Here is a 23,448-nt window from a genome sequence, read left to right as displayed (position 1 = left end):
AACCGGGGGGATGTGGACAACTTGCCCACACGGGGCCGCGATCGCCCCGAACTCGTCGGCCCCCTCTGCTATGGCGACCGGGGTCCGGAACGACCGCAGAAACCGGCGAAACCGCGCCACGGAGGGCGCGGTTTCGCCGGTACACCTACCTGATTCTCAGCCCGAGAACGGACCGTCCTCGGGGAGCCGGAGGTCCGGCTTGTCCAGCTCCTCCACGTTGACGTCCTTGAACGTGATGACCCGGACGTGCTTGACGAAGCGGGCGGGGCGGTACATGTCCCAGACCCACGCGTCGGACATGCGGACCTCGAAGTACACCTCGCCGCCGCCGTCGCGGACCTGGACGTCCACCGCATTCGCCAGGTAGAACCGCCGCTCGGTCTCCACCACGTACGAGAACTGGCCGACGATGTCGCGGTACTCGCGGTACAGCGAGAGCTCCATCTCGGTCTCGTACTTCTCGAGATCCTCTGCGCTCATGAAATCCGCGCCCCTCCTCGGGATCGTGCTGCTGCTCCGCCGGCGGAGCGTTCATTGTGACCCACACCCGCCGCCGGGGCATGCAACGGCAGGCTGAGTTGTGGCTCTAATGCCTCGTCGAGGACCGCGGCCAGGCCGGCCGCGCCGGGCGTCTCCATGGCATTTTCCAGCGCCGCGTAGGTCAGCAGGACCGGCCGCGCGGGCCGCACGCCGTGCTTGACGGCCACCGTGGCCACGTTCGTGTACGACCAGCGGTGGACGTCGCTGGGCCCGTGTTCGCGCAGCGCCGCCAGGTGGTCGGCCGTGCTGTAACCCTTGTGCACGTTGAAACCGTAGTGCGGGAGGTCGTCGTGGTAGCCCGCCATGATGCGGTCCCGCGTCACCTTCGCCAGCACCGATGCGGCCGCGATGCACGCCACCGACCGGTCGCCCTTGATGACCGCCGCGTTCGGGGCCGTCAGGCCGGGGACCCGGAATCCGTCGGTGAGGATGTAGCCCGGGGCCACGCGGAGCGCCGCCGCGGCACGGCGCATACCCTCCAGATTCATCACCCGGATGCCGTAGAGGTCGACCTCTTCCGTCGGGACGACGATCACCGAGTAGTCGACGGCCCGGGCGAGGACCAGGTCGTAGACCCGGTCGCGCGCCTTGGCCGTCATCAGCTTGGAGTCCGTCAGCTCGGCCAGCTTCGCCGCGTCGCCCTGTTTGAGCACGCAGGCCGCGACCACCAGCGGCCCCGCGCAGGCGCCGGCTCCGGCTTCGTCCACGCCGGCGACCGGGCCGAGGCCACGGCGATCGAGCGCGCCCTGCAGCCCCCAGAAGAGGTCGCCGCGCACCACGGCTCGCGGTGGCCGGATCGGCTCGGCCGCCGTCAGGGGAACGGGAAGTGTCAAGGCTGGATCACCCGTCTGCCGACAAGGATCGGTGGCTAGGGTTTCCGCCCGGCCGCCGCCCGGCGCAGGCCGGACTTCAGCTTGCGCCCGACGAACAACGCCGGCCAAGCCGCCGCGATCCCGGCACCGAGCGGAAGCCCGCTCTGCCAGGCCGGCGCGCCGAGCGCCACCGGCTGGGCCGACTCCTGCGGGTTGTGGTCGGTGATCCCGCCCCACCGGCCCGGCGGGAGGACGATGATCCGCGCCTTGCCGATGATGTTGTCCACGGGCACCGCGCCGTTCACGCCGCCGCCGCCCTGGTACCGGGAGTCGTCGGAGTTGTTGCGGTTGTCGCCCTGCACCCAGACCATCCCGGCCGGAACCTTGACCGGCTCGAAGGTCTTCTGCTCCTGGTTCGACGGGTTGTCCCAGTAGATGTACGGCTCGTCGAGTGCCTTGCCGTCCACGATCATGCGGCCCTGCGGGTCGCAGCACTGGACGGTCTGGCCGCCGACCGCGATCACCCGCTTGACGAAGTCACGCTCGTCCGGCGGGGCGAACCCGACCAGCGAACCGAGCCCCTGCAGGCCGCGGACGACGATGTTGCTCGACTCCTGCGGCGCGATCTCGTTGTTGACCCACGCCGGCGGGCCCTTGAACACGACCACGTCGCCCGGGGAGGGCTCGGTGAAGTCGTAGGTGACCCGGTCGACCAGGATCCGGTCACCGGTGCAGCCCGGACACCCGTGCAGAGTGGCCTCCATGGACCCCGAAGGGATCATGAAGACCTTCGCGAGGAATGTCTGGATCAGGATCGTGAGCACCAAGGCGATCACGAGCAGGATCGGCAGTTCCTTCCAGAACGACCGTTTCTTGGCGGGCTTGGCTCGCCGACGGGAACCCCCGCGCTCCTCGGAGCGGGACAGCCGGGGCTTGTCCTCTTCGGAGCGATCGGGGTCATCCTCAGGAGCGTTCTGGGACACGGGTTCGGCCACGTCGTCAGGCTACCGGTAACCGGGTTGTGACTCAGTTAGCCGAGGCCGTCTCGCGGTTCTCGCGGCGCTCCTTGATCTTGGCCTTCTTGCCGCGCAGGTCACGCAGGTAGTACAGCTTCGCGCGCCGCACGTCGCCGCGCTTGTGGACCTCGACCTGAGCGATGTTCGGCGAGTGCACCGGGAAGGTGCGCTCCACGCCGACGCCGAAGGACACCTTGCGCACGGTGAAGGTCTCCCGGATGCCACCGCCCTGACGGCGGATCACGACGCCCTGGAAGACCTGGTTGCGCTCGCGGTTGCCCTCGATGACGCGGACGTGCACCTTGAGCGTGTCGCCCGGGCGGAAGTCCGGGATGTCGGAACGCAGCGACTGCTTGTCCAGCGCGTCCAGGGTGTTCATCGGTGGTCCGTCCTCGTCTTCGTATGGCTTGCGTACAGATCCCGGCGCGCAACGGTGCCGCTGCGGGCGACCAGGGGGCTGTTGGTGGGCTTTACTCGCGCCCACGGCACCGGTCAAGTTTACAGACCGGGATCGGGCCGCTGGAACCGGCCCTCGGCCCGCTCGGGGCCCAAGCCCTCCAGGACCCCTCGGTCGTGCTTGTCGAGACTACCTTCGGGCAGCTGTGCCAGGAGATCGGGGCGCCGGCGGGCCGTGCGCTCGAGGGCCTGGTCACGCCGCCAGCGGTCGATCAGGGCGTGGTTCCCGGACCGCAGCACGTCCGGCACGGCGAGGTCCCGCCACACCTCCGGGCGCGTGTAGCTGGGCCCTTCGAGCAGGCCGTCGGAGAACGAGTCCTCGGCGGCCGAGCGCGCGTTGCCGAGCACCCCCGGCAGCAGCCGGACGACGGCCTCGACCATGACCAGCACCGCCGCTTCGCCACCGACCAGGACGTAGTCGCCGATCGACACCTCGTCGACCGGCATCCGCCGGGCCGCGTCGTCGACGACCCGCTGGTCGATGCCCTCGTAGCGGCCGCACGCGAACACCAGGTGCTTCTCCGACGCGTAGGCGTGCGCCAGTTCCTGGGTGAACGGCCGGCCGGCCGGGGTCGGCACGACGAGGCGCGTCGCGGGACCGCAGACGTCGTCCAGGGCCGGACCCCAGATCTGCGGCTTCATGACCATGCCGGGGCCGCCGCCGTACGGCGCGTCGTCGACCGCGCGGTGCACGTCCTGGGTCCAGTCGCGCAGGTCGTGCACGCCGACTTCGATCAGGCCGCGGTCGATCGCCCGGCCCAGCAGCGCGGCGCGCAGCGGGTCGAGGTATTCGGGGAAGATCGTGACGACGTCGATCCGCATCTCAGAACCTTATTCTGGTTAGGTCGGCGCTACGAACCGAAGCGCGCCTGCCTGCGTGACTCTCGCGCCGACCGACGGCTGAATAAGGTTCTCAGGCGTCCAGGAGCCCTTCCGGCGGGTCGAGCACGACCCGGCCGCCGTCGACGTCCACCGTCGGGACGATCGCGCGGACGAACGGCACCAGCACCTCGCGGCCGTCGACGTCGAGCTCCAGGAGCTCGCCGGCGGGCGAGTGGACGACTTCGACGACCGTGCCGACGAGCGTGCCGTCGGCGAGCTCGGCCCGCAGGCCGGCCAGCTCGTGGTCGTAGAACTCGTCTGGGTCCTCGGTCGGGGGCAGCGTGTCCGTGTCGGCGAGCAGGAGCGCGCCCCGCAGCGTCTCGGCGACGTCGCGGGTCAGGACCTCCTCGAAACGCACCAGCAGCCGCCCGCTGTGTTCGCGGGCGGCTGCGATGGTGAGTTCCCTTTTGCTGCCGTCACGCAGCTTCGTCGTGACGGCCACACCGATCTTGAACCGCTCTTCCGGCGAGTCCGTGCGCACGTCCACGGCGAGTTCACCGCGGATGCCGTGCGCCTTCGCGATGCGGCCGACTACGACGTCCATCCTGACCGTTCGAATCTGTTCAGCGAGGATCAGCGATCGGTGTCGACGACGTCCACGCGGACGCCGCGGCCACCGATGCCGCCCATGACGGTGCGCAGAGCGGTCGCTGTGCGACCACCCCGGCCGATCACCTTGCCGAGGTCGTCGGGGTGCACGTGCACCTCGAGCGTGCGGCCACGGCGCGTGGTCAGCAGCTCGACCCGGACCTCGTCCGGGTTGTCGACGATCCCACGCACCAGGTGCTCGAGGGAGTCCGCGAGGAAACTCACTCGGACTTCTCGCCCTCAGCGGCCTCCGCCTTCTCGGCCTCGGCCTTCTTCGGGGCGGACTTCTTCTTCGGCGTGGTGGCCTCGGTGGAGGGCTCATCGCCGGCCGCGGCCAGCGCCGCGTTGAACAGGTCCTGCTTGGACGGCTTCGGCTCGGCCACCCTCAGGGTGCCCTCGGTACCGGGCAGACCCTTGAACTTCTGCCAGTCACCGGTGATCTCCAGCAGGCGCTGGACCGGCTCGGTCGGCTGCGCGCCGACACCCAGCCAGTACTGGGCGCGCTCGGAGACGACCTCGATCAGGCTCGGCTCTTCCTTCGGGTGGTACTTGCCGATCGTCTCGATGGCCTTGCCGTCCCGGCGGGTGCGCGCGTCGGCAACGATGATGCGGTAGTACGGCGCACGGATCTTGCCGAGGCGCTGCAGCTTGATCTTGACGGCCACGGGTGTGGGTTCTCCTCGAATCTCTCTGGTGCTGGGCTGGGCGCACGCGGTCCGAGTGGGGACACGGTCGCGGGCACCCGAAGGTCAGGAGCTTTCGCACGGTGAGAGGGTCCGGCGGAAGCAGGCAGTGCACCATTCTGCCAGACGGCGTCGGCGCACCGGGAAACAGGCTCAGAAAGAGGCCACGCCGAGCGCTCCGAGCAGGATGGTGAGCGCCGGGAGGAAGTTGTTGACCTGGTGCGCGACGATACTGCCCGGCAGGCGGCCGGTGACCAGCCGGGCCAGGCCGATCGGCACCGCGATGACCAGCAGCAACGTCGTCCGCAGCGGCTCGAGGTGGCTGGCCGCGAACACCGCCGTGGAGAGCAGGAAAGCCGCGACGCGCCCCCAGCGCTCGCTGCGCCACTGCAGCTGTTCGGCGGCGCCCCAGAGCAGGCCCCGGTAAATGATCTCCTCGCAGATCGGGCCGAGCAGCCAGAGGTAGACGAACATCACCAAGGCCGCCGGAATCGACATCCGGCGGTCCTCGACCAGCGCGCTGATCGCCGAGGTCGCGTTGGCGTTGCCGACCAGCCGGGTCCAGAGGTAGGCGCCGAGGGTGGTGAAGACGAGCCCGACGCAGCCGTACCGGAACCCGGTCTTCACGTCGGCCCAGCGCCACTCGAGCCGCAGGTCGGCCACGGGTCCGTTGCCGCGCACGACGGTGATCAGCACGGCCACGCCGGCCGCGATCATCGTCGGCAGCATGGTGCCCAGCAGCACGATCCGCATCGGCAGCGGGCCGGGGCCGGTGTCGCCGACCAGGACGGACACGAAGGCCGCGGACGCCAGCAGCACCGCCTCGACGAGCAGGAAGGCACCGAAGCCCCACCGGTGCCGCGGGGGCGGCAGGAAGGCGGTCGCGGCGGGTTCCCCGGGGTCGGGGAACGGTGTGGCGTCGGGAGCCGGGTCCCGGGGCTGGGAAGTGGTCACGCCTTGCCCTCCGCGTCGCTCGGCTCCTGAGTCGAGCCTAGCCGCCGGGATGTGATCTCACAGTATCCGTCCAGCTACTGTCCATCGATCTTCGCAACGTCCAGTGCGCGACGAAACGCTCAGTGCGCGACGAACAGGAGCACCGCGGGCGGGAGGTTGTTGGCCGCGTGGGCGATCACCCCCGCGCTGACCCGGCCGGACAGGTGCCGGGCCAGTCCGAGCGCGATGCCCTGGCCGAACAGGGCGATGGTGCGGGTCGGTTCGCCGTGCAGCTGGGCGAACACGAGCGAGGTGAGCACGAGCACCACCCACGGCGGAACCCGGTGGAACGACAACGCGTTCCACAGCGTGCCGCGGACCAGGAGTTCCTCGGTGATCGGGGCGCCGGCGATGACGATCACCGCGGCGAGCACCAGCCACACGGTGTCGCCGCCGAAGGTGTCGGCGAGGTCGGTCAGCGGGCTGTCGGAGACGTCGTCGGCGCCGTAGACGGCGATCAGCATCAGGTTGAGCAGGTAGCCGACGACCAGCGCGAGCACGCCGCACGCGAGGCCGATCCGGACGTCGCGCCAGGTCGGTTTGAGGCCGAAGTCGGTGCGCAGCCCGTGGCCCCAGAGCCACGAGCCCGCCGCCGGGCCGAGGCCGAGCAGGAGGTTGGGCACGAACGCCAGGAGCAGGAGCGGGCCGATGTCGTGCAGTTCGAGGGGGTCGAACTCGCCGACGTTGCGGTTGACCGCCGCGGCGATGATCAGGTTGGCCAGGTAGTAGCCGGCGATCCCCGCGAAGAACGCCACGAAACACCAGTGCGCACCCAGCACGCGCCGTGCGCCGTCGTCGTCCGTCACGCGCCCCACGCTAAAGTGCCGTCCCCGCAAGGAAATCGGCGGGGGTCTACGCGTACACGACGCCGCCGAGCACGATGTGCGAAGGATGCCGGAGGACGCCCAGGGCCTCCCGCGGGTCGCTCGGGTAGACGAGCAGGTCGGCGGGTGCGCCGTCGGCGATCCCGGGGTGGCCGAGCCAGTCGCGGGCGGCCCAGGACGCGCTCGCGAGGGCCTGCTCGCGGGTCATGCCCGCGCGGTGCAGCGCCTCGATCTCGTCGACGAGCCTGCCGTGCTCGACCATGCCACCGGCGTCGCTGCCCGCGTAGACGCGTACACCGGCTTCGACGGCGGAAGCGACCATCTCCCCCACGCCGGCGCGCAACGCGCGCATGTGGGCCGCGTACGCCGGGTACTTGCCCGCCTTGTCGGCGATCTGGGGGAAGTTCTCGATGTTGATCAGCGTCGGCACCAGCGCGACGTCGTTGCGCGCCAGCTCGGCCAGCTGGTCCGCGCTGAGGCCGGTGCCGTGTTCCAGGCAGTCGATGCCGGACGCGATCAGCCCGGGCAGCGCCGCTTCGCCGAACACGTGCGCGGTGACGCGGGCACCGTGGTCGTGCGCGACCTTGACGGCTTCGGCCAGGACGTCGTCCGGCCACAGCGGCGCGAGGTCGCCGGCGCCGCGGTCGATCCAGTCGCCGACGAGCTTGACCCAGCCGTCGCCGTCCCGGGCCTGCTGGGCGACCGCAGCCGGCAGCTGCGCCGGGTCGTCCAGTTCGATGCCGAGGCCGGGGATGTACCGCTTGGCCAGCGCGAGGTGCTGCCCGGCGCGGATGATCGACGGCAGGTCCGCCCGCCGTTGCAACGGCCGGACGTCGATCGGCAGGCCGCAGTCGCGGATGAGCAGCGTCCCGGCGTTCCGGTCGGTGACCGCTTGGGCGGCTGCCTCGTCGAGCGAGACCGGACCGCCGACGCCGATCCCCGGGTGGCAGTGTGCGTCGGCCAAGCCGGGCACGAGGAAGACGTCCCGGCCGAGGGTCTCGGCGCCCGGCGACGGCTCGAACGAGATCCGGCCGCCGGTGATCCACAGCTCCCCCGGCTCGCCGCCGGGCAGGATCACCCCGGCGGCGTGCAGCGACTTCCTCAAAGCGCTGCTCAATTGTCCTTGGGGTTCTTCGGCAGCTTGAACTTCGTCGGGTCGAAGCCCGGGACGTCGTTCATGCCGCCGAGCTGTGAGAGGTCCGGCATCCCGCCGGGCAGCTGCCCACCGGGAGGCAGCATCGGCATGCCGCCGGGGAAGCCGCCGCGGACCCTGGGCTGCGTCGGGCCGCGGCCCTTCTTGCCCTTCTTGCCCTTGCGGTTCTTGGAGCCGCCCCCGCCGCCGAAGCCGAACCGGCCCGCCATCTGGGCCATCATCTTGCGGGCCTCGAAGAACCGGTTGACCAGGTCGTTGACTTCGCGGACGGTGACGCCGGAGCCGTTGGCGATGCGCAGCCGCCGCGACCCGTTGATCATCTTCGGGTCTTCGCGCTCGGCCGGGGTCATGCCGCGGATGATCGCCTGCAGCTTGTCCAGGTGCTTGTCGTCGACCTGGGCCAGCTGGTCCTTCATCTGGCCGGCGCCGGGCAGCATGCCGAGGAGGTTGCCGATCGGGCCCATCTTGCGGACCGCGAGCATCTGCTCGAGGAAGTCCTCCAGGGTGAGCTGGCCGCTCGACAGCTTTTCCGCGGCCTTCTCGGCCTGCTTCTGGTCGAAGGCCTGCTCGGCGTGCTCGATCAGGGTGAGCACGTCACCCATGCCGAGGATCCGCGACGCCATCCGGTCCGGGTGGAAGGTGTCGAAGTCCTCGAGCTTCTCGCCGTTGGAGGCGAAGAGGATCGGCTGGCCGGTGACCTCGCGGACGCTCAGCGCGGCACCACCGCGGGCGTCACCGTCGAGCTTGGTGAGCACGACACCGCTGAAGCCGACGCCGTCGCGGAACGCCTCGGCCGTGGTCACGGCGTCCTGGCCGATCATCGCGTCGACGACGAACAGCGTCTCGTCGGGCTGGACCGCGTCGCGGATGTCGGCGGCCTGCTTCATCAGCTCTTCGTCGACGCCGAGGCGGCCCGCGGTGTCGACCACGACGACGTCGTACTGCGCGTGCCTGGCCTCGGCGATGGCGCGGCGGGCGACGTCGACCGGGTCGCCGACGCCGTTGCCCGGCTCGGGGGCGAACGTCGTGACGCCGGCGCGCTCGCCGACCACCTGCAGCTGCGTGACGGCGTTGGGCCGCTGGAGGTCGCAGGCGACCAGCAGCGGCGCGTGGCCCTGCTTCTTCAGCCAGAGCGCGAGCTTGCCGGCGAGGGTCGTCTTACCGGCGCCCTGGAGGCCGGCGAGCATGATCACCGTCGGCGGGGTCTTGGCCAGGTTGAGCCGGCGTGTCTCGCCGCCGAGGATCCCGACGAGCTCCTCGTTGACGATCTTGATGACCTGCTGCGCGGGGTTGAGGGCCTGGGAGACCTCGGCGCCCTTCGCCCGTTCCTTGATCTTCGCGATGAAGGTCTTGACCACGCCGAGGGCGACGTCGGCCTCCAGCAGCGCGATACGGATCTCGCGCGCGGTGGCGTCGATGTCGGCGTCGGACAGCTTGCCCTTGCGCGTGAGCGTCTGCAGGGCGGCGGTGAGCCGATCGGACAGGGTGTCGAACACGGGTGTGCACGCTCCAGCTGGGTCGAGAGTGGCGCGCCGGACCGGGCCGGCTCCGTCGAGGGTAGTCGCTCCGGCTTGCCCGCTTCGCGGGTACGCAGTCAGTAGTAAGCCTAAGTTTACCAAGTTTGCGTCCCACTTCCGGTCAACTGCGCCAAAATGACTGGCGTCACCGCCCGTTTTTGGTAAACATACGTGTATGACATCCGTGCCCGTCCTCCGCGAACCGGCCACCGACGCCGACGAACCCGTGCCGCTGCGGCGGATCGCCGGGCTGTTCCGCCCCCACCGGGGGCCGCTCGGCGCGCTGTTCGCGCTGATCGTCGTGCAGGCCGGCCTCGGCGTCGTCTCGCCGTTCCTCCTGCGGGAGATCCTCGACGACGCCCTGCCGCACCGGGACACGCTGCTGATCAGCCTGCTGGCGGCCGGGATGATCGTCTGCGCGGTCGGCAGCGGCTCCCTCGGCGTCGCCACCACCGGGCTGTCCAACACCATCGGGCAACGGGTCATGAACGAGCTGCGCGTCTCGGTGTACGGCCACCTGCAGCGGATGTCGCTCGGCTTCTTCACGCGGACGAAGAGCGGCGAAGTGCTCTCGCGGGTGTTCAACGACATCGGCGGGGTCGACAACGTGATCACCACGACCGCCGGGTCGATGGTGCAGAACGCGACCACGACGATCGCCATCACGGTGGCCCTGGTCGCGCTCGACTGGCAGCTCGCGGCGCTGTCCCTGGTCGTCGTGCCGCTGTTCCTGCTGTTCACGCTGCGGCTGGGCAAGAAGCGGCGGAACCTGGCCCGCGGCCGCACGCGGCGGATGGCCCGGCTGACGACCATGGTCGAGGAGTCCCTGTCGGTCACCGGGGTCCTGCTCGCCAAGACGATGGGCAACGAACGGGCGATGCGGGAGCGCTTCGGGGCGGAGTCGCGGGAAATCGCGGCGCTGGAACGGGCCGCCGCGCTGGCCGGCCGCTGGCAGACGGCGTCGCGGGCGATGAGCCTGACGGTGATCCCGGCGCTGGTCTACTGGATCGCCGGGCTGGCGCTGGCGGGCGGCGCGTCGCCGATCTCGCTCGGCACCGTCGTGGCGTTCACCAGCATGCTCAACCGGCTGGTCGCCCCGGCGAGCGCGATGCAGACGATCGGCCAGAACGTGGCGACGTCGAAAGCGCTGTTCGGCCGCATCTTCGAGGTGCTGGACCTGCCGGTGGAGATCGCGGACAAGCCGGGGGCGGGCGAGCTGGCCGTGCGCCGCGGTGACGTCTCGATGCGCGGCGTCTCCTTCCGCTACGACGAATCGGACACAGCCGGCCCGCTGACGCTGAAGGACATCGACCTCGACGTCCCGGCCGGGACCACGACGGCGCTGGTCGGCTCGACCGGCTCGGGCAAGACGACGCTCGCGTACCTGGTGGCGCGGCTGTACGAGGTGAGCGAAGGGACGGTGAAGATCGACGGCGTCGACGTCCGGGACGTCACGCTGGCCTCGCTGGCCGCCGGGGTCGGGATGGTGTCGCAGGAGACCTACCTCTTCCACGACACCGTGCGGGAGAACCTGCGCTTCGCCCGGCCGGACGCGACCGACGAGGAGATCGAGCAGGCGGCGAAGGCCGCGCACATCCACGACACCCTGGCCGGCTTGCCCGAGGGCTACGACACGGTCGTCGGCCAGCGCGGCTACCGGTTTTCCGGGGGCGAGAAGCAGCGGATGGCGATCGCGCGGATCCTGCTGCGCAACCCGCCGGTGCTCATCCTCGACGAGGCGACCAGCGCGCTCGACACCCGCACGGAGCGCTCGGTGCAGGCCGAGCTCGACCGGCTCGCCGCGGGCCGCACGACGCTGACGATCGCGCACCGGCTGTCCACAGTGGAGCACGCCGACCAGATCGTGGTGCTGGACGAGGGCCGGATCGTGGAACGCGGGACGCACGAAGAGCTGCTGACACGCGACGGGCGTTATGCCCGGCTGGTGCGCGGAACCACCTAATGTGGGGCCATGCACCCCGAACCGGCCCGGACCCTCGACGACACCGCCGCCCGGACCGGCGCCGAGCTCGCCGAGCTGTCCCGGCGGGTGCGCGAAGGCGTCGGGCGGCTGAACTGGCGGATGCGTGCCGAGGTGGACGGGAGCAGCCCGGGCCCGGCGGTGCTCGCGGTGCTGAGCCGGCTCTACCGGGCAGGCACGCAGACGCCGACCGAGCTGGCCGAGGCGGAACGGCTGCAGCCGCAGTCGCTGACCCGGATCCTGGCGTCGCTCATCCTCCGCGGGCTGATCACGCGGACGCCGGATCCCGACGACGGGCGCCGCTCCCGGGTCAGCATCACCCCGGAGGGCCTGGCCGTGCTGCGCGAGTACAGCAGCCAGCGGGAACGGTGGCTGGCCGACGCGATCGAGTCGACGCTGTCGCCGACCGAGCGTCAGCTGCTCAGGCTGGCCGCCGACCTGCTGATCCGGGTGGCGGAGGCCTGACTGTGCCGTTCTTTCCTGATCCGACCACAGTCACGGCCGGATGACTTTCGTGGCAACGGCACGTACCGCTCGAAGGCCGGCCTGCTTTTGGCCGGATCAGGAAAGCTGCCGTGGAGACCCCTCGATCCCCCCACGGCAGCCTTCGGACACCCCCTTGCCCGCGCCGCCTCCCCGCGGTGCGGGACGGGTTCCGGGAACGGGCCGCTCCTCCTCCGGCCCGCCCCGGAACCCTGGCGCCAGGACGGCTCACCTCCCCAGGGGCCGTCCGGACTTCCCCCCTCACCAGCGATCCGGTATCCGCTGGCAGAAGGAAGTCTGCCGCGCCGCGACCGGCGGGTTCAGTGTGAGAACCCTCAATTACCCGTGGGTAGTAATACTCAGCCGGACGTCTTCGTGCGTCCGCGGCCGCGTGTTGCGGCCCGCTTCGCCGTTGTACGCGCCTTCGCGGCCCTCGACGCGGCCGCTTTGGCCTTCGCGACGGCGGCGTTGCGCGCGTCTTCCGCTTCGGCGGCGCTCTCCTGCAGTGCCGCCAGCAGCCGGGTGACGCCCTCGGCCTGTTCGGCGGCCGTCGGCTGGACGACCTCGGCGCCGTCGAGCTTCGCCTGGACCAACGCTTGGAAGGCTTCGCGGTAACGGTCGGGGTAGCGACCGGGGTCGAATTCGCCGGTCAGCTCCTCGATCAGGTGCACCGCGCGCCGCAGCTCGCCGGGCCGGATGTCGACGTCGGCGTGCTGGAACGGGAAGTCGGGGGTGCGCACCTCGTCCGGCCACCGCATCGTTTCGAGCAGGATCACCTGGTCGCGCACGCGCAGCGCGCCGAGCGTCTCGCGGCGGCGCAGCGCCACCGAAACCAGCGCGAGCCGGCCGGACTGCTGCAGCGCCTCGCTGAACAGCACGTACGGCTTCGTGCCCGCCGGTTCGGGTTCGAGGTAGTAGCTCTTCGCGAACCAGATCGGGTCGACGTCGGCCGGCGGTGCGAACCCGCGGATGGCGATCGTGCGGCCCGGCATCGGCAGCGACGCCAGCTCGTGGTCGGACAGCAGGACGACGTCGCCACCCGGAACGGGGTAACCGCGGATCATCTCCTCGGGCGGCACCTCGGCGCCGTCGATCTCGCACACGCGCTTGACCCGGACGCGGCCGCCGTCGGGCTCGTGCACCTGGTGCAGCGGGATCTCCCGCTCCTCGGTGGCGCTGTACGCCTTCACCGGAATGGCGTAACTCCCGAACCCGATCGTGCCCGTCCAAACTGCGCGCATCCGTGCCACCTCCGCAGCTCCCAGGCTAGCCAGCGGCCCAGGCGGATCGACAGCTACAAACGGGTGTCAGGCGAGACGGATTCGCTCACACATTCGAACGAGGGCGTGACCTCGTCGAGCGCTTCGGCCGAACAACGGGAGGCGATGGCGGCCGCGCGGAGCACCTCGGTGACCACCTCGACGTCCAGCGGCGGGGCCGCGGCGAGGGCGTCCGAACCGCCTTCGACGCGCGCGGCGAGGCCGGCGAGCGCGTGGGAGATGGCTTCCTGGCCGGCGACCAGCTGGGCGACGACGTCGGTGAGCTCGGCCGTCGTGGCACCCGGGCCGCCGCAGCGCAGGCCGGCGGCGAGTTCCTCGGCGCAGGAGCGCAGGTGGGTGGCGACGACGGTCGGCGGCAGCATCAGCCGATCTTGCATCGCTCATCCCCTCGGGCCGGTCAGAGCAGCCATAGTGCCACCGCACGCGCCGTCACCGGACGCGACACACCGCCGCCCGCATATTTGACCGATCGTTCTCGATACGGCTAGGGTTTCGATCATGTCCCGCGTCAAGGAGTTCGACGTCGGCGAAGCCTGCGACAGCGCGCTCACGCTCTTCCGGCGCCAGGGCTACGAGGCGACGTCGGTCAGCGAGCTCGTCACCCACCTCGGCGTCGCCAAGGCCAGCCTGTACGCCACCTTCGGCACGAAGCACGACCTCTACGTCACCGCGTTGAAGCGCTACGCGGAACGAACCGACGCACAGGTCGTGACCCAGCTGTCGGAACCGGGCTCCGGCGTGGCCGCGGTGCGCCGGCTCTTCGACGGCTACGCAGCGGAAATCCTCGGCGACGAAACGAGAATGGGCTGCTTCGTCGTCAACGCGGCGATCGAGCTGCTCCCCCGCGACCCCGAAGTCGCCCGGCTGGTCGAACGCAGCTGGGACATCCTCGAGGTCGCCCTCACCATGGCGCTGGAACGCGCCAGGGCCCAGGACGAACTCCCCGGCGGAAGCGACCCGGCGACACTGGCGCGATTCCTGCTCACCGTGCTTCAGGGATTGCGCGTCCTCGGCAAGGGCACGGACGCGGCGAGCCGGGTGCACGCGGCCGTCTCACAGGCCATGCGTCTCCTCATTCAAGAATGATCGGACTAGAAAGAAGGCGCACGATGCCCACGATGCACACAAGGGGGGCCCGATTCACGGGCAAGGCCGTCCTCGTGACGGGCGGCGGCTCGGGCATCGGACGGGCGACGGCACGGGCGTTCGCCGCCGAAGGCGCGACGGTGGTCGTCGCCGGGCGCGACGAGCAGCGGCTCGCGGCGGCGGTGCGGGAGATCGGCGGCGACGCGAGCGCGGTGACCGTCGACGTGACCGACTCCGTGGACGTGGCCCGGATGGTGGAGACGGTCGTCGCGCGGCACGGCGGGCTCGACGTCGCGTTCAACAACGCGGGCGTCCTCGGGTCGCCGGCACCGGCCGCGGATCTCGGCGAGGACGACTTCGCCGCGGTGATCGGCACGAACGTCACCGGGACGTGGCTGTGCCTGAAGCACGAGGTCTCGCACATGCGGGCGCACGGCGGCGGCGCGATCGTCAACATGGCGTCGAACATCGGCGCGCACGGCAGGCTGCCGAACATGGGGGCCTACGCTGCGTCGAAGGCCGCGGTGAGCGCGCTGACCAGGACGGCGGCGCGCGACCACATCGCCGACGGCGTCCGCATCAACGCCGTCAGCCCGGGTGCGACCGACACGGACATGTCCCGGCGCCCCGGCGAGACGGACGCCGGCCGCGCCGCGCGGCTGAAGAACGCGATCCCCCTGGGCCGGGTGGGCGCCACCGCCGAAGTGGCCGCCGCGGTGCTGTGGCTGGCTTCGGACGAAGCCGCGTTCACCGTGGGGCACGACCTGGTGGTCGACGGCGGCGCGACCGCCTGAGCGGCTCCCACCCGATCCGGTTTCCGGGGGGATGGACGGCCGATCGGCCCTGTTTTCAGGAATCGCGGTTGCGCATGGCGTCCCCCTTTCTCATCCGGCGCCGTTCGGCTGACCGGAGGCCCGGATGTCGACTATTCTTCTGGTCGACCTTCGGGATCCGTCCGGGCAGCCACGTGGGGGCGCAGTGCGGTGAGTATGGGCAACGGTTCCGCGGCCGGCCAAACCCGCCGGCTGCAGCCTGCTCCGTTCAGGCTGCGCGCGTGGGCGCTTTGGCGCCAGCGCCGCTCCCTGATCGCCTACTGCTTCTTCGTCGAAAGCGTCGCGGCCGCCGCCACCGTGGCGACCTCGATCGCGAGCCCACCGGCGCGCCGCCACCTGTTGTTCCTCGGCTTGCTGGTCGCGCTGGGTGTCGTGCAGGCGGAACTGGGTCGCAAGGTCGAGCGGATGCGGCGGCGCGTGCACGGGCCGCCGTACATCAACATGACGTCGGTGTGGACGTTCGCCGGGGTGTTGCTGCTGCCCCCGGCGCTCGTCGCCGTGCTCGTCGCCGTCCTCTACGCGCACCTGGCCACCCGGAGCTGGTACCGGCTGCGTCAGGTCCCGCCCTTCCGCACGATCCTGAACGCGACCTTGGTCGTGCTCACCTGCTATTCGGCGGCCTCCGTGCTCGCCGCCACCGGCGTCGGCGACATGTCCGCCGCGCTGACGTCGGGCTGGCACGGCATCACGGCCGTCGCGCTCGCCGCGGTGACGTACTTCGCCGTGGCGGCGTTCACGATCATCCCGGCGCTGACGATCACGACGCGCTCGGTGAAAGCGCTTTTCGGCAGCGTCGGCGACAACCTCCTCGAAGTCGCGACGCTGTGCCTGGGCATGCTGACGGCGCTGACGCTGGCGACGCTGCCCGCGCTGGCCGTCGCGATCGTGCCGCCGCTGCTGGTCCTGCACCGGGCGGTGCTGGTCAAGCAGCTCGAGATCGCCGCTACGACCGACGAGAAAACGGGCGTGTTCAACACGACCGGATGGCACTTGCTCGCTTCGCGCGAACTGGCGCGGGCGCAGCGCACCACGCGGAGCACGTTCGGCGTGCTGATGATCGACCTGGACCACTTCAAGCTGATCAACGACGAGCACGGCCACCTGGCGGGCGACCAGGTGCTGCGCGCGGTGGCGGCGACGATCAAGAGCGCGGTCCGCGACTACGACTCGGTCGGCCGGTTCGGCGGCGAGGAATTCGTGGTCCTGCTCCCGGACATCGGCCCGGCGGCGGTGCTGGCGGTGGCCGAGCGCATCCGGTCGGCGATCGAAGTGCTGAAGGTGGAATACGCCGACGACAACCACGCCCGCGTCATCGGCAGCCTCTCGGCTTCGATCGGCGTGGCGACCTACCCCGACGGCGGAACGGCCGTCGACCGCCTGCTGCAGGCCGCGGACCGCGCCCTGTACCGCGCCAAGGACGCGGGCCGCAACCAGGTGGCCGACGGCACGGCGACGGCTTAGGAGGCCGCCGCCTCCAGCCGCCAGAGGTCACCGAGCACCTTCAGCAGGATCTCCTGACGCTCCTCGAGCACGGCCGGGGTCCACGCGTCGCTCGCCAGCACCTGGGACGTGAGCACGAACGGCGCCCAGCTCGTCTTCTCGAAGTACTTGGTCTTCTTCGCCGCGAACTCGAGGTTGCCCGCCGCGGAGTTCTTCCTCCTGGAGAGAAGGACCAGGTTGGCGAGGCGGTGCACCCAGTACGCCCGCTCCTGCGCGGTGAAGGCCGTGGTCCACTCACTGCCGTGCGCCGGATTCTGCGGCAGGACGTGTTCCACGCTGATCAACGGGTAGTGGTCGTAGCTCGCCCCGCCGTCCGACAGGGCAGAATCCAGGCGCTGCAAGACGTAGAGGCGAACCCGCAGAACGGTGTAGATCTCGGCGTCCAGCCTGGCGAGGGTTTCGGTCTGTTCGGCGGCGGACAGCTGGAGCGGCGACTCGGCCGACCAGAGGTCGCGACCGTTCTCCATCCAGTCGAGAACGCGACCGTAGCGCTCGACCCGGCGGGTGATGTCCACGCGGCGGACGAGCATGCTGCCGGCGAGCCGTTCGAGGTCGGTCAGGAAGCGGAGCAGCGACGCCGAATCGGCGGTCGGCCGGCTGAAGCAGCTGATGGCCGGCGGGATCCAGTCCGTGTTGCCGAGCTGGTTCAGCCAGCCCAGCAGCCGGTTGATCGCCTCGGCGTCCTGTCCCCCGGTGTAACTCGCCCGGGTGACCACTTCGAAGGCGTCGGAGAAGGGGACGAGCACGTCGTCGATGAACTCCTTGCCGTCCGGCACCTTCTGCAGCACGGACGCGCGGAACTCCTTCAGGATCGACTCGCGCGCCTTGGTCTTCGCGTACACCATCCGGATGTGGGAAAAGAGGTCGGCGAAGCCGTCGCGCCCGAGGTCACTCTCCTCCTGTACCCACTTGTTCGTGTACGCGTCTTGATCCGCGTCGGGGATCGCCCCGATGATCTCCGACTTCAGGATGTCGGTGTGCGTGAGATCCAGGCCGCGCTCGTTGAGAACCGAGAAGATGCGGTAGGCGGATTCGAAGTCGACCGTCGCCACGACGACGAGGTAGGTGTACCCGTCGATGAAGGAGACCAGCCGCTCGCGTTCCGCGATCTCCAAGGCGCTCAACCGGGACTTGAGCAGGAGCGCGTTCTCGACCAGCCGGAGTCGGCTGTCGGGACTCACGTTCCGCAGAGCCGGCACCAGGTGGTTGCCCGATCGCTGCTGGATGTACTTCTCGAAGAATCCCTGGTCCTGATCTCGCAGGCGGAGACGGGGTTGGTCGGCGGTGCCCTTGATCGGGTCACCTTTCTGGAAGATGCGCTTGTCGAGCGAAGCAGCGAATTCCGGCGAGACGTATTCGCGGAGGACGCTGAGGAGCACCGTCAAGGTCGTCAGGCGTTGCTGCCCGTCGACCACGTCGGCAGGCGGCTGCTTCTCCGCCTTGACGAGGACGATGCTGCCCAGGAAATACGGATCGGACTCGGCCAGCGAGTCCTTCGCCTGAGAAGCGGCCAGGAGGTCGTCGAACATCTCCCCGGCCTGCTCCGTCGTCCAAGCGTAGGGACGCTGGTAGCGGGGAATGGTGAATTGGTAGGGGTCGTCGAAGATCTCTCCGACGGTGTGCTCAGCTGCTTGGATCTTGGTCCCGGCCACGTGAATGAACTCGGAGCCGGCGGACCGCTTGTTACAGGAGTTACCGCATTGTTCGAAGCTGCGGAGCGCCCGCAGCTTCGAACAGTGCGGTCAGGAGGCCGCCGTCAGGACGGCCTGCTCCACCTCTCGGCGCCAGCCCGGCTCGATGCGGCCGCTGCGGGGTGTCACCGCGAACGAGTCCACCACCGCGCCGCCGAGGGTCGATGCCTTGGCCCAGCGGACCTCCGCGTCGCAGCGGCGCAATGCGCCCGCCACCCGGAACAGCAGGCCGATCCGGTCGGTCGCGCGCAGCTCGAGGACCACCGTGTCGGGGCCGGTCGTCTCGTCGTCGAACCAGACCACCTTCGGGGCGACCGGGGCCGGGGCGGCGTAGTCGCGTTCCTTCGCCGCCAGGCGCTGCGTCAGCGGCAGCGTTCCCGCCACCGCGCGGGCGAACTGCTCGCGCAGCAGCGTCGCGTCCGGCAGTGAACCGAACTTCGGGGAGGCCGTGAACACCCCCGCGCGGCCGCCGTCGTGGCCGCGCAGGACCGCCGAGTGCACCTCCAGGGAGTTCAGCGCCAGCACGCCCGCCGCCGGGGCCAGCAGTTCCGCGCGGGCCGGCACCGCCAGCAGCACGGTCACCACCTTGCCGTGGGAGCTGATCCGGATCTCCCCGGTCCCCGACGCCACAGCCTGGGCGACGAGCTCGCGCTGTTCGGCGTCCATCGGTTCCGGTGCGGTGAACCCCTTGCCCCGCAGCACTTCCTCGCAACCGGACACGAGCTCGGCCAGCAGCCGCGCCTTCCAGTCCGTCCAGACGCCGGGGCCGGTGGCCAGCGAATCGGCCTGGGTGAGCGCGTGCAGCAGCTCGACCAGGACGAGGTCGCCGTCCAGGGTCTTCACCACCCGCGTCACCGTGGCCGGTTCGCTGATGTCGCGCCGCGTCGCCGTGTGCGGCAGCAGCAGGTGGTGGCGGACCATCGCCGACACCGTCGCCGCGTCCGCCGGGCCGAGCCCCAGCCGGGTCGCGACCTGGGCGGAGATCTTGGCGCCCAGCTCCGAATGGTCCGCGTCGCGGCCCTTGCCGATGTCGTGCAGCAGCGCGCCGATCAGCAGCAGGTCCGGGCGCGACACCGTGGTCGTCAGCTTGGCCGCCTCGACGCAGGTGCGGATCAGGTGCCGGTCGACCGTCCACTGGTGCACCGGCGAGCGCGGCGGCAGGTCGCGGACCGCGCCCCACTCCGGGAACAACCGGGACCAGAGGCCGGTCCGGTCGAGCGACTCGACCGCGTCGACCAGGCCTTCGCCCGCGCCCAGCAGTTCCACCAGCGCGTTCAGCGCCTCCGCAGGCCACGGCGCCCGCAGCTCGGGTGCCGACTCGGCCAGCGCCTTGAGCGTGCCGAGCGCGATCGGCTTGCCGGTGCGCGCCGACGCGGCGGCGACCCGCAGCAGCAGCGCCGGGTCCTTCGCCGGGACGGCGTCGCGGGCCAGCGCGACCTCGTTGCCGTGCAGCACCACGTTTTCGGCCAGCGGGGTCCGGGCCGGCCGCCGTCCGAAGCGCGTCTTCGGTGGATCCACAGTGGACCGGAGCGCGACGTCCAGTGCGTACGCGATCGTGCGGCCCGCGCCGGAAAGCTTGCGGGCCAAGGTGAACCGGTCGCCGAAGCCGAGCTCGGCGGCGACCAGCTCGGCCTCCGGCGCGGACAGGACGTCCCGTTCGCGGCGGATCTCCCGCCGCAGCTCGGTGCGCACGTCGAGCAGGAGCCCCTTCGCTTCCAGGAGCTCCTCCCCCGGCCGCGCGGTGAGCTGCGCCGCGGCGAGCGCTTCCAGGACGGCGAAGTCCCGCAGCCCGCCCCGGCCGTGCTTGAGGTCCGGTTCGGCGGACTGCGCGATCTCGCCGCTGCGGGCCCAGCGCTGCCGGACCGACGCCGTCATGTCCGGGATCTGCTTGCGCGCGGTGCGGCGCCACTGGTCCCGCGCCGCGGAAACCAGGCGGCCGGCCAGCTCGGCGTCCCCGGCGAGGTGCCGGGCGTCGAGCAGGCCCATCGCCACCCGAAGGTCCTCCGAAGCGACCTTCAGCGCCTCGCCGGGCGTGCGGACCGAGTGGTCCAGCCCGATTTTGGCGTCCCACAACGGATACCAGAGCGCGTCCGCGATCTCCCCGACGCCGCTGTTGCCGTTGTGCACCAGCAGCAGGTCCAGATCGGAGAACGGCACCAGCTCCCGTCGGCCGAGCCCGCCCACGGCGACCAGCGCGACACCCGGTTCCGCGGTGTCGACGCCGGCCGCCGAGGCTCCCCTGCCCAGCCAGAACTCGTAGAGGTCGACCAGGGCCGCCCGCAGTGCGGACGCCCCCAGCCTCCCGTGCCTGCCCTCGAGCAAACGCTCGGTGGCCTTGACCAGTTCGCCCCCGTCGGCCATCCCAGACGCCTTATAGAGCGTCCGTGCCGCGCTCGCCGGTCCGTACCCGGATGACGGTCTCCACGGGCGTCACCCACAGCTTGCCGTCACCGATCTTGCCGGTGTGCGCGGCCGTGGTGATGGCCTCCAGGACCTTCTCCACGTTGGTGTCGTCGGTGACGACCTCGACCTTCAGCTTGGCCACGAAGTCGACCGAGTACTCGGCACCGCGGTAGACCTCGGTGTGGCCCTTCTGCCGGCCATATCCCTGGACCTCGCTGACCGTCATACCCAGCACGCCCAGCTGCTCCAGCGCGGAGCGGACGTCGTCGAGCGTGAACGGCTTCACAATCGCCGTGATGAGCTTCATGCCTTGCTCTCCTCCAGTTTCGCGTTGCCGGTGGCGGACTTGACCGGGAAGGTCGTCGGCTGGCCGATGCCGCCGCTGGACCCGGTGAAGTCGTACGCGCTCTCCGCGTGCTGGGCCTCGTCGATGCCGGTGATCTCGTCCTCGGTGCTGACGCGGAAGCCGCCGGCCTTCTTGATGGCGAAGCCGATGATGAAGGAAAGCACGAAGGAGTACGCGAGCACCGCACCGGCGGCCGCGGCCTGGCGACCCAGCTGGGTGAACCCACCGCCGTAGAAGAGGCCGTCCGCACCGAGCGCGTTGACGCTGGTGGTGCCGAAGAAGCCGATCAGCAGGGTGCCGACGATGCCGCCGACCAGGTGGACGCCGACGACGTCGAGCGAGTCGTCGAAGCCGAACTTGAACTTGAGCGAGATGGCGAGCGCACAGAGCACGCCGGCGATGAGGCCGATCGCGATGGCCCCGAGCGGGCTCACGAAACCACACGCCGGGGTGATGGCGACCAGGCCGGCGACCGCACCGGAAGCCGCGCCGAGGGTGGTCGGCTTGCCGAACTTGAGCTGCTCCACGATCAGCCAGCCGAGCACGGCGGCGGCGGTGGCGACGGTGGTGTTGGTGAACGCGACGGCGGCGAGGTCGTTGGCGGCCAGCGCCGAACCCGCGTTGAAGCCGTACCAGCCGAACCACAGCAGCGAAGCGCCGAGGAGCACGAACGGCACGTTGTGCGGGCGGCCGGTGTCCTTCGGCCAGCCCTTGCGCTTGCCGAGCACGATCGCCAGCGCCAGGCCCGCGGCACCGGCGTTGATGTGGACCGCGGTGCCACCGGCGAAGTCGAGTGCCTTGAGGTTGTTGGCGATCCAGCCGCCGACGGCGTTCTCGCCGATGAAGCCGTTGAACGAGAACACCCAGTGCGCGACCGGGAAGTACACGACCGTCACCCAGATGACGACGAACAGCGTCCAGCCCCAGAACTTCGCGCGGTCGGCGATGGCGCCGGAGATCAGCGCGGGCGTGATGATCGCGAACATCAGCTGGAACATCACGAAGGCGAGGACGGGCAGCCCGTCCGAGCCGGGCCAGGCGACGGCCGGCGTCGTGTCGGTCGCGGCGACCGCGAAGCCGGCGAGCTTCCCGAAGGTGTTCTCGAGGCCGGCGAAGTGGAAGTTACCGAGGAAACCTCCGAAGGCGTCGTCGCCGAAGGACATCGAGAAGCCGTACAGGGCCCACAGCACCCCCACGACGGCCAGCGCGATGAAGTTCATCATCAGCATGTTGAGGACGCTCTTCGCGCGGACCATGCCGCCATAGAAGAACGCCAGTCCTGGGGTCATGAGCATGACCAGCGCGGCGCTGGCCAGTACCCATGCGGTGTCTCCTGCGTTCAGCACATCGTCCTCCCGTGCCCTGGGTTGGTGCGATGGCAGTTTTGGCGCGCGGTGTTTCACGAGGCGGCTCGCGAGGTTTCGCCCGCGTGAACTGTCCGCGCCCGGTTGTTACGGCCAGGTTTCCCAGTACCCCTCCTCGGGTGTCCGGTTGTGAAACGTCGTGGTCGAATACCCCCATGACACCGGCCGACCACGGGAATGACCCACTGCCACCCCGGGTCGTCGCAGCACTGCGATGTTCGGTGTGCGGTGACCCGATCGGGGTAACGGGACGCACACTGAGTTGCGAGAACCGCCACTCATTCGATCTAGCGCGCCAGGGTTACGTGAACCTGTTGCACGCGCGAATCCCGGCCGGGACGGCGGACACCGCGCCGATGGTCGCGGCGCGTGCGGACTTCCTCGCTTCGGGCGCCTACGAGCCGCTGGCGGACGAGCTGGCCCGCGTGTGCGCGGAGGCCGGCGGGCTCGTGATCGACGCCGGCGCGGGCACGGGGTACTACCTGGCGCGGGTCCTGGAGGCGTCGGGGGCGTTCGGCCTCGCGCTGGACGTCTCGGCGGTCGCCCTGCGCCGCGCGGCCCGGGCGCACCCGCGGCTGGGCGCGGCGGTGTGGAACCTGTGGGAGCCGTGGCCGGTGGGCGACGAGGTGGCGTCGGTCGTGCTGAACGTCTTCGCGCCGCGCAACGGGCCGGAGTTCCAGCGCGTGCTGCGGCCCGGCGGCCTGCTGGTCGTCGCGGCCCCGGCCCCGGACCACCTCCGCGAGCTGGGCGACCTGGTCCTGGCCGTCGACGACCGCAAGGACGAGCGCCTGGACACCACCCTCGGCGCGTACTTCACGCGCGCGGACCGCACGGAGATCCGGCGCGAGGTGGAGCTGACGCCGCGGCAGGTGCGCCAGGCGGTCGAGATGGGCCCCGCCGCGTTCCACCTGGACCGCGGGGGCCGCCGGGAGCGCCTCGACGCGCTGCACGAGCCGCAGCTCGTCACGGTGTCGTTCACGGTCTCCACCTACCGGCGGCGCTGAGTCTGGAAGGCTG

Annotated in this window: 24 protein-coding genes; 6 read left to right on the top strand and 18 right to left on the bottom strand. The window is 70.6% G+C overall.

Features of this window, described 5'->3' with window-relative positions:
- Positions 1 to 156: 156 nt before the first annotated feature.
- The 12 genes from AB0F15_RS04715 to ffh all read right to left on the bottom strand — a co-directional run bounded on the left by AB0F15_RS04715 (position 157) and on the right by ffh (position 9,443).
- On the bottom strand, positions 157 to 480 hold the full coding sequence (locus tag AB0F15_RS04715; protein ID WP_003096226.1) for a DUF2469 domain-containing protein: 324 nt from the start codon (positions 478 to 480) through the stop codon (positions 157 to 159).
- A complete protein-coding gene (locus AB0F15_RS04710; RefSeq protein ID WP_360265589.1) occupies positions 477 to 1,319 on the bottom strand; it encodes a ribonuclease HII in 843 nt (280 codons plus the stop codon). The genes AB0F15_RS04715 and AB0F15_RS04710 overlap by 4 nt, the downstream gene beginning before the upstream one ends.
- A gap of 89 nt (positions 1,320 to 1,408) precedes the next feature.
- A complete protein-coding gene (lepB, locus tag AB0F15_RS04705) occupies positions 1,409 to 2,347 on the bottom strand; it encodes a signal peptidase I (protein WP_360265167.1) in 939 nt (312 codons plus the stop codon).
- Positions 2,348 to 2,378: 31 nt separating this feature from the next.
- The gene (rplS, locus tag AB0F15_RS04700) at positions 2,379 to 2,747 is read right to left on the bottom strand and encodes a 50S ribosomal protein L19 (RefSeq protein WP_020644463.1); all 369 of its coding nucleotides are present in this window, start codon (positions 2,745 to 2,747) and stop codon (positions 2,379 to 2,381) included.
- Between the two features lie 119 nt (positions 2,748 to 2,866).
- Positions 2,867 to 3,646 carry a tRNA (guanosine(37)-N1)-methyltransferase TrmD gene (gene trmD / locus AB0F15_RS04695; RefSeq protein WP_360265163.1) on the bottom strand — a complete coding sequence of 260 codons (780 nt, stop codon included), beginning with the start codon at positions 3,644 to 3,646 and terminating at the stop codon, positions 2,867 to 2,869.
- 91 nt (positions 3,647 to 3,737) lie between these two features.
- Positions 3,738 to 4,250 (bottom strand): ribosome maturation factor RimM, encoded by a 513-nt coding sequence (gene rimM, locus AB0F15_RS04690; RefSeq protein ID WP_360265160.1) that lies wholly within the window; start codon positions 4,248 to 4,250, stop codon positions 3,738 to 3,740.
- Between the two features lie 29 nt (positions 4,251 to 4,279).
- On the bottom strand, positions 4,280 to 4,519 hold the full coding sequence (locus AB0F15_RS04685) for an RNA-binding protein (protein WP_003103110.1): 240 nt from the start codon (positions 4,517 to 4,519) through the stop codon (positions 4,280 to 4,282).
- A complete protein-coding gene (gene rpsP, locus AB0F15_RS04680) occupies positions 4,516 to 4,959 on the bottom strand; it encodes a 30S ribosomal protein S16 (RefSeq protein ID WP_360265157.1) in 444 nt (147 codons plus the stop codon). The genes AB0F15_RS04685 and rpsP overlap by 4 nt, the downstream gene beginning before the upstream one ends.
- 171 nt (positions 4,960 to 5,130) lie before the next feature.
- Positions 5,131 to 5,931 carry a type II CAAX endopeptidase family protein gene (locus AB0F15_RS04675; protein WP_360265154.1) on the bottom strand — a complete coding sequence of 267 codons (801 nt, stop codon included), beginning with the start codon at positions 5,929 to 5,931 and terminating at the stop codon, positions 5,131 to 5,133.
- 119 nt (positions 5,932 to 6,050) lie between these two features.
- Positions 6,051 to 6,776: a type II CAAX endopeptidase family protein gene (locus AB0F15_RS04670; protein WP_360265151.1), complete on the bottom strand. Its 726-nt coding sequence runs from the start codon at positions 6,774 to 6,776 to the stop codon at positions 6,051 to 6,053.
- Between the two features lie 46 nt (positions 6,777 to 6,822).
- Positions 6,823 to 7,899: an amidohydrolase family protein gene (locus AB0F15_RS04665; RefSeq protein ID WP_360265587.1), complete on the bottom strand. Its 1,077-nt coding sequence runs from the start codon at positions 7,897 to 7,899 to the stop codon at positions 6,823 to 6,825.
- A gap of 8 nt (positions 7,900 to 7,907) precedes the next feature.
- Complete coding sequence (gene ffh / locus AB0F15_RS04660; RefSeq protein WP_360265149.1) at positions 7,908 to 9,443, bottom strand: signal recognition particle protein; 1,536 nt, start codon at positions 9,441 to 9,443, stop codon at positions 7,908 to 7,910.
- A 196-nt stretch (positions 9,444 to 9,639) separates the two neighbouring features.
- Here ffh and AB0F15_RS04655 point away from each other — a divergent pair, with 196 nt between their 5' ends.
- Complete coding sequence (locus AB0F15_RS04655) at positions 9,640 to 11,427, top strand: ABC transporter ATP-binding protein (RefSeq protein WP_360265147.1); 1,788 nt, start codon at positions 9,640 to 9,642, stop codon at positions 11,425 to 11,427.
- A 9-nt stretch (positions 11,428 to 11,436) separates the two neighbouring features.
- Positions 11,437 to 11,910: a MarR family transcriptional regulator gene (locus AB0F15_RS04650; RefSeq protein ID WP_360265144.1), complete on the top strand. Its 474-nt coding sequence runs from the start codon at positions 11,437 to 11,439 to the stop codon at positions 11,908 to 11,910.
- Between the two features lie 377 nt (positions 11,911 to 12,287).
- On the opposite strand, the gene AB0F15_RS04645 is transcribed toward AB0F15_RS04650, so the two are convergent.
- Both AB0F15_RS04645 and AB0F15_RS04640 read right to left on the bottom strand, forming a co-directional pair.
- Complete coding sequence (locus AB0F15_RS04645; protein WP_360265141.1) at positions 12,288 to 13,169, bottom strand: Ku protein; 882 nt, start codon at positions 13,167 to 13,169, stop codon at positions 12,288 to 12,290.
- Positions 13,170 to 13,222: 53 nt separating this feature from the next.
- Positions 13,223 to 13,585 (bottom strand): hypothetical protein, encoded by a 363-nt coding sequence (locus tag AB0F15_RS04640; protein ID WP_360265138.1) that lies wholly within the window; start codon positions 13,583 to 13,585, stop codon positions 13,223 to 13,225.
- 121 nt (positions 13,586 to 13,706) lie between these two features.
- Here AB0F15_RS04640 and AB0F15_RS04635 point away from each other — a divergent pair, with 121 nt between their 5' ends.
- The 3 genes from AB0F15_RS04635 to AB0F15_RS04625 all read left to right on the top strand — a co-directional run bounded on the left by AB0F15_RS04635 (position 13,707) and on the right by AB0F15_RS04625 (position 16,588).
- A complete protein-coding gene (locus AB0F15_RS04635) occupies positions 13,707 to 14,294 on the top strand; it encodes a TetR/AcrR family transcriptional regulator (RefSeq protein ID WP_360265135.1) in 588 nt (195 codons plus the stop codon).
- Between the two features lie 32 nt (positions 14,295 to 14,326).
- Positions 14,327 to 15,088: a glucose 1-dehydrogenase gene (locus AB0F15_RS04630; protein ID WP_360265132.1), complete on the top strand. Its 762-nt coding sequence runs from the start codon at positions 14,327 to 14,329 to the stop codon at positions 15,086 to 15,088.
- 195 nt (positions 15,089 to 15,283) lie between these two features.
- Complete coding sequence (locus AB0F15_RS04625) at positions 15,284 to 16,588, top strand: GGDEF domain-containing protein (protein WP_360265129.1); 1,305 nt, start codon at positions 15,284 to 15,286, stop codon at positions 16,586 to 16,588.
- On the opposite strand, the gene AB0F15_RS04620 is transcribed toward AB0F15_RS04625, so the two are convergent.
- The 4 genes from AB0F15_RS04620 to AB0F15_RS04605 all read right to left on the bottom strand — a co-directional run bounded on the left by AB0F15_RS04620 (position 16,585) and on the right by AB0F15_RS04605 (position 22,413).
- Positions 16,585 to 18,279 (bottom strand): DUF262 domain-containing protein, encoded by a 1,695-nt coding sequence (locus tag AB0F15_RS04620; RefSeq protein WP_360265127.1) that lies wholly within the window; start codon positions 18,277 to 18,279, stop codon positions 16,585 to 16,587. The genes AB0F15_RS04625 and AB0F15_RS04620 overlap by 4 nt on opposite strands.
- A 90-nt stretch (positions 18,280 to 18,369) precedes the next feature.
- Positions 18,370 to 20,679, bottom strand: a complete 2,310-nt coding sequence (locus tag AB0F15_RS04615) for a [protein-PII] uridylyltransferase (RefSeq protein WP_360265124.1) — start codon at positions 20,677 to 20,679, stop codon at positions 18,370 to 18,372.
- Positions 20,680 to 20,689: 10 nt separating this feature from the next.
- The gene (locus tag AB0F15_RS04610) at positions 20,690 to 21,028 is read right to left on the bottom strand and encodes a P-II family nitrogen regulator (RefSeq protein ID WP_091306756.1); all 339 of its coding nucleotides are present in this window, start codon (positions 21,026 to 21,028) and stop codon (positions 20,690 to 20,692) included.
- Entirely contained in the window at positions 21,025 to 22,413 is a 1,389-nt protein-coding gene (locus AB0F15_RS04605; protein ID WP_360265121.1) for an ammonium transporter, read from the bottom strand. The genes AB0F15_RS04610 and AB0F15_RS04605 overlap by 4 nt, the downstream gene beginning before the upstream one ends.
- A gap of 173 nt (positions 22,414 to 22,586) precedes the next feature.
- On the opposite strand from AB0F15_RS04605, the gene AB0F15_RS04600 reads away from it, so the two are divergent.
- Positions 22,587 to 23,435 carry a putative RNA methyltransferase gene (locus tag AB0F15_RS04600; RefSeq protein ID WP_360265118.1) on the top strand — a complete coding sequence of 283 codons (849 nt, stop codon included), beginning with the start codon at positions 22,587 to 22,589 and terminating at the stop codon, positions 23,433 to 23,435.
- The last annotated feature ends 13 nt before the right edge of the window (positions 23,436 to 23,448 follow it).

The sequence above is a fragment of the Amycolatopsis sp. NPDC026612 genome (assembly GCF_040638285.1).
Taxonomy (GTDB): domain Bacteria; phylum Actinomycetota; class Actinomycetes; order Mycobacteriales; family Pseudonocardiaceae; genus Amycolatopsis.
Note: the sequence above shows the minus strand (reverse complement) of the source record. Positions and strands in the feature narration are given on the sequence as shown.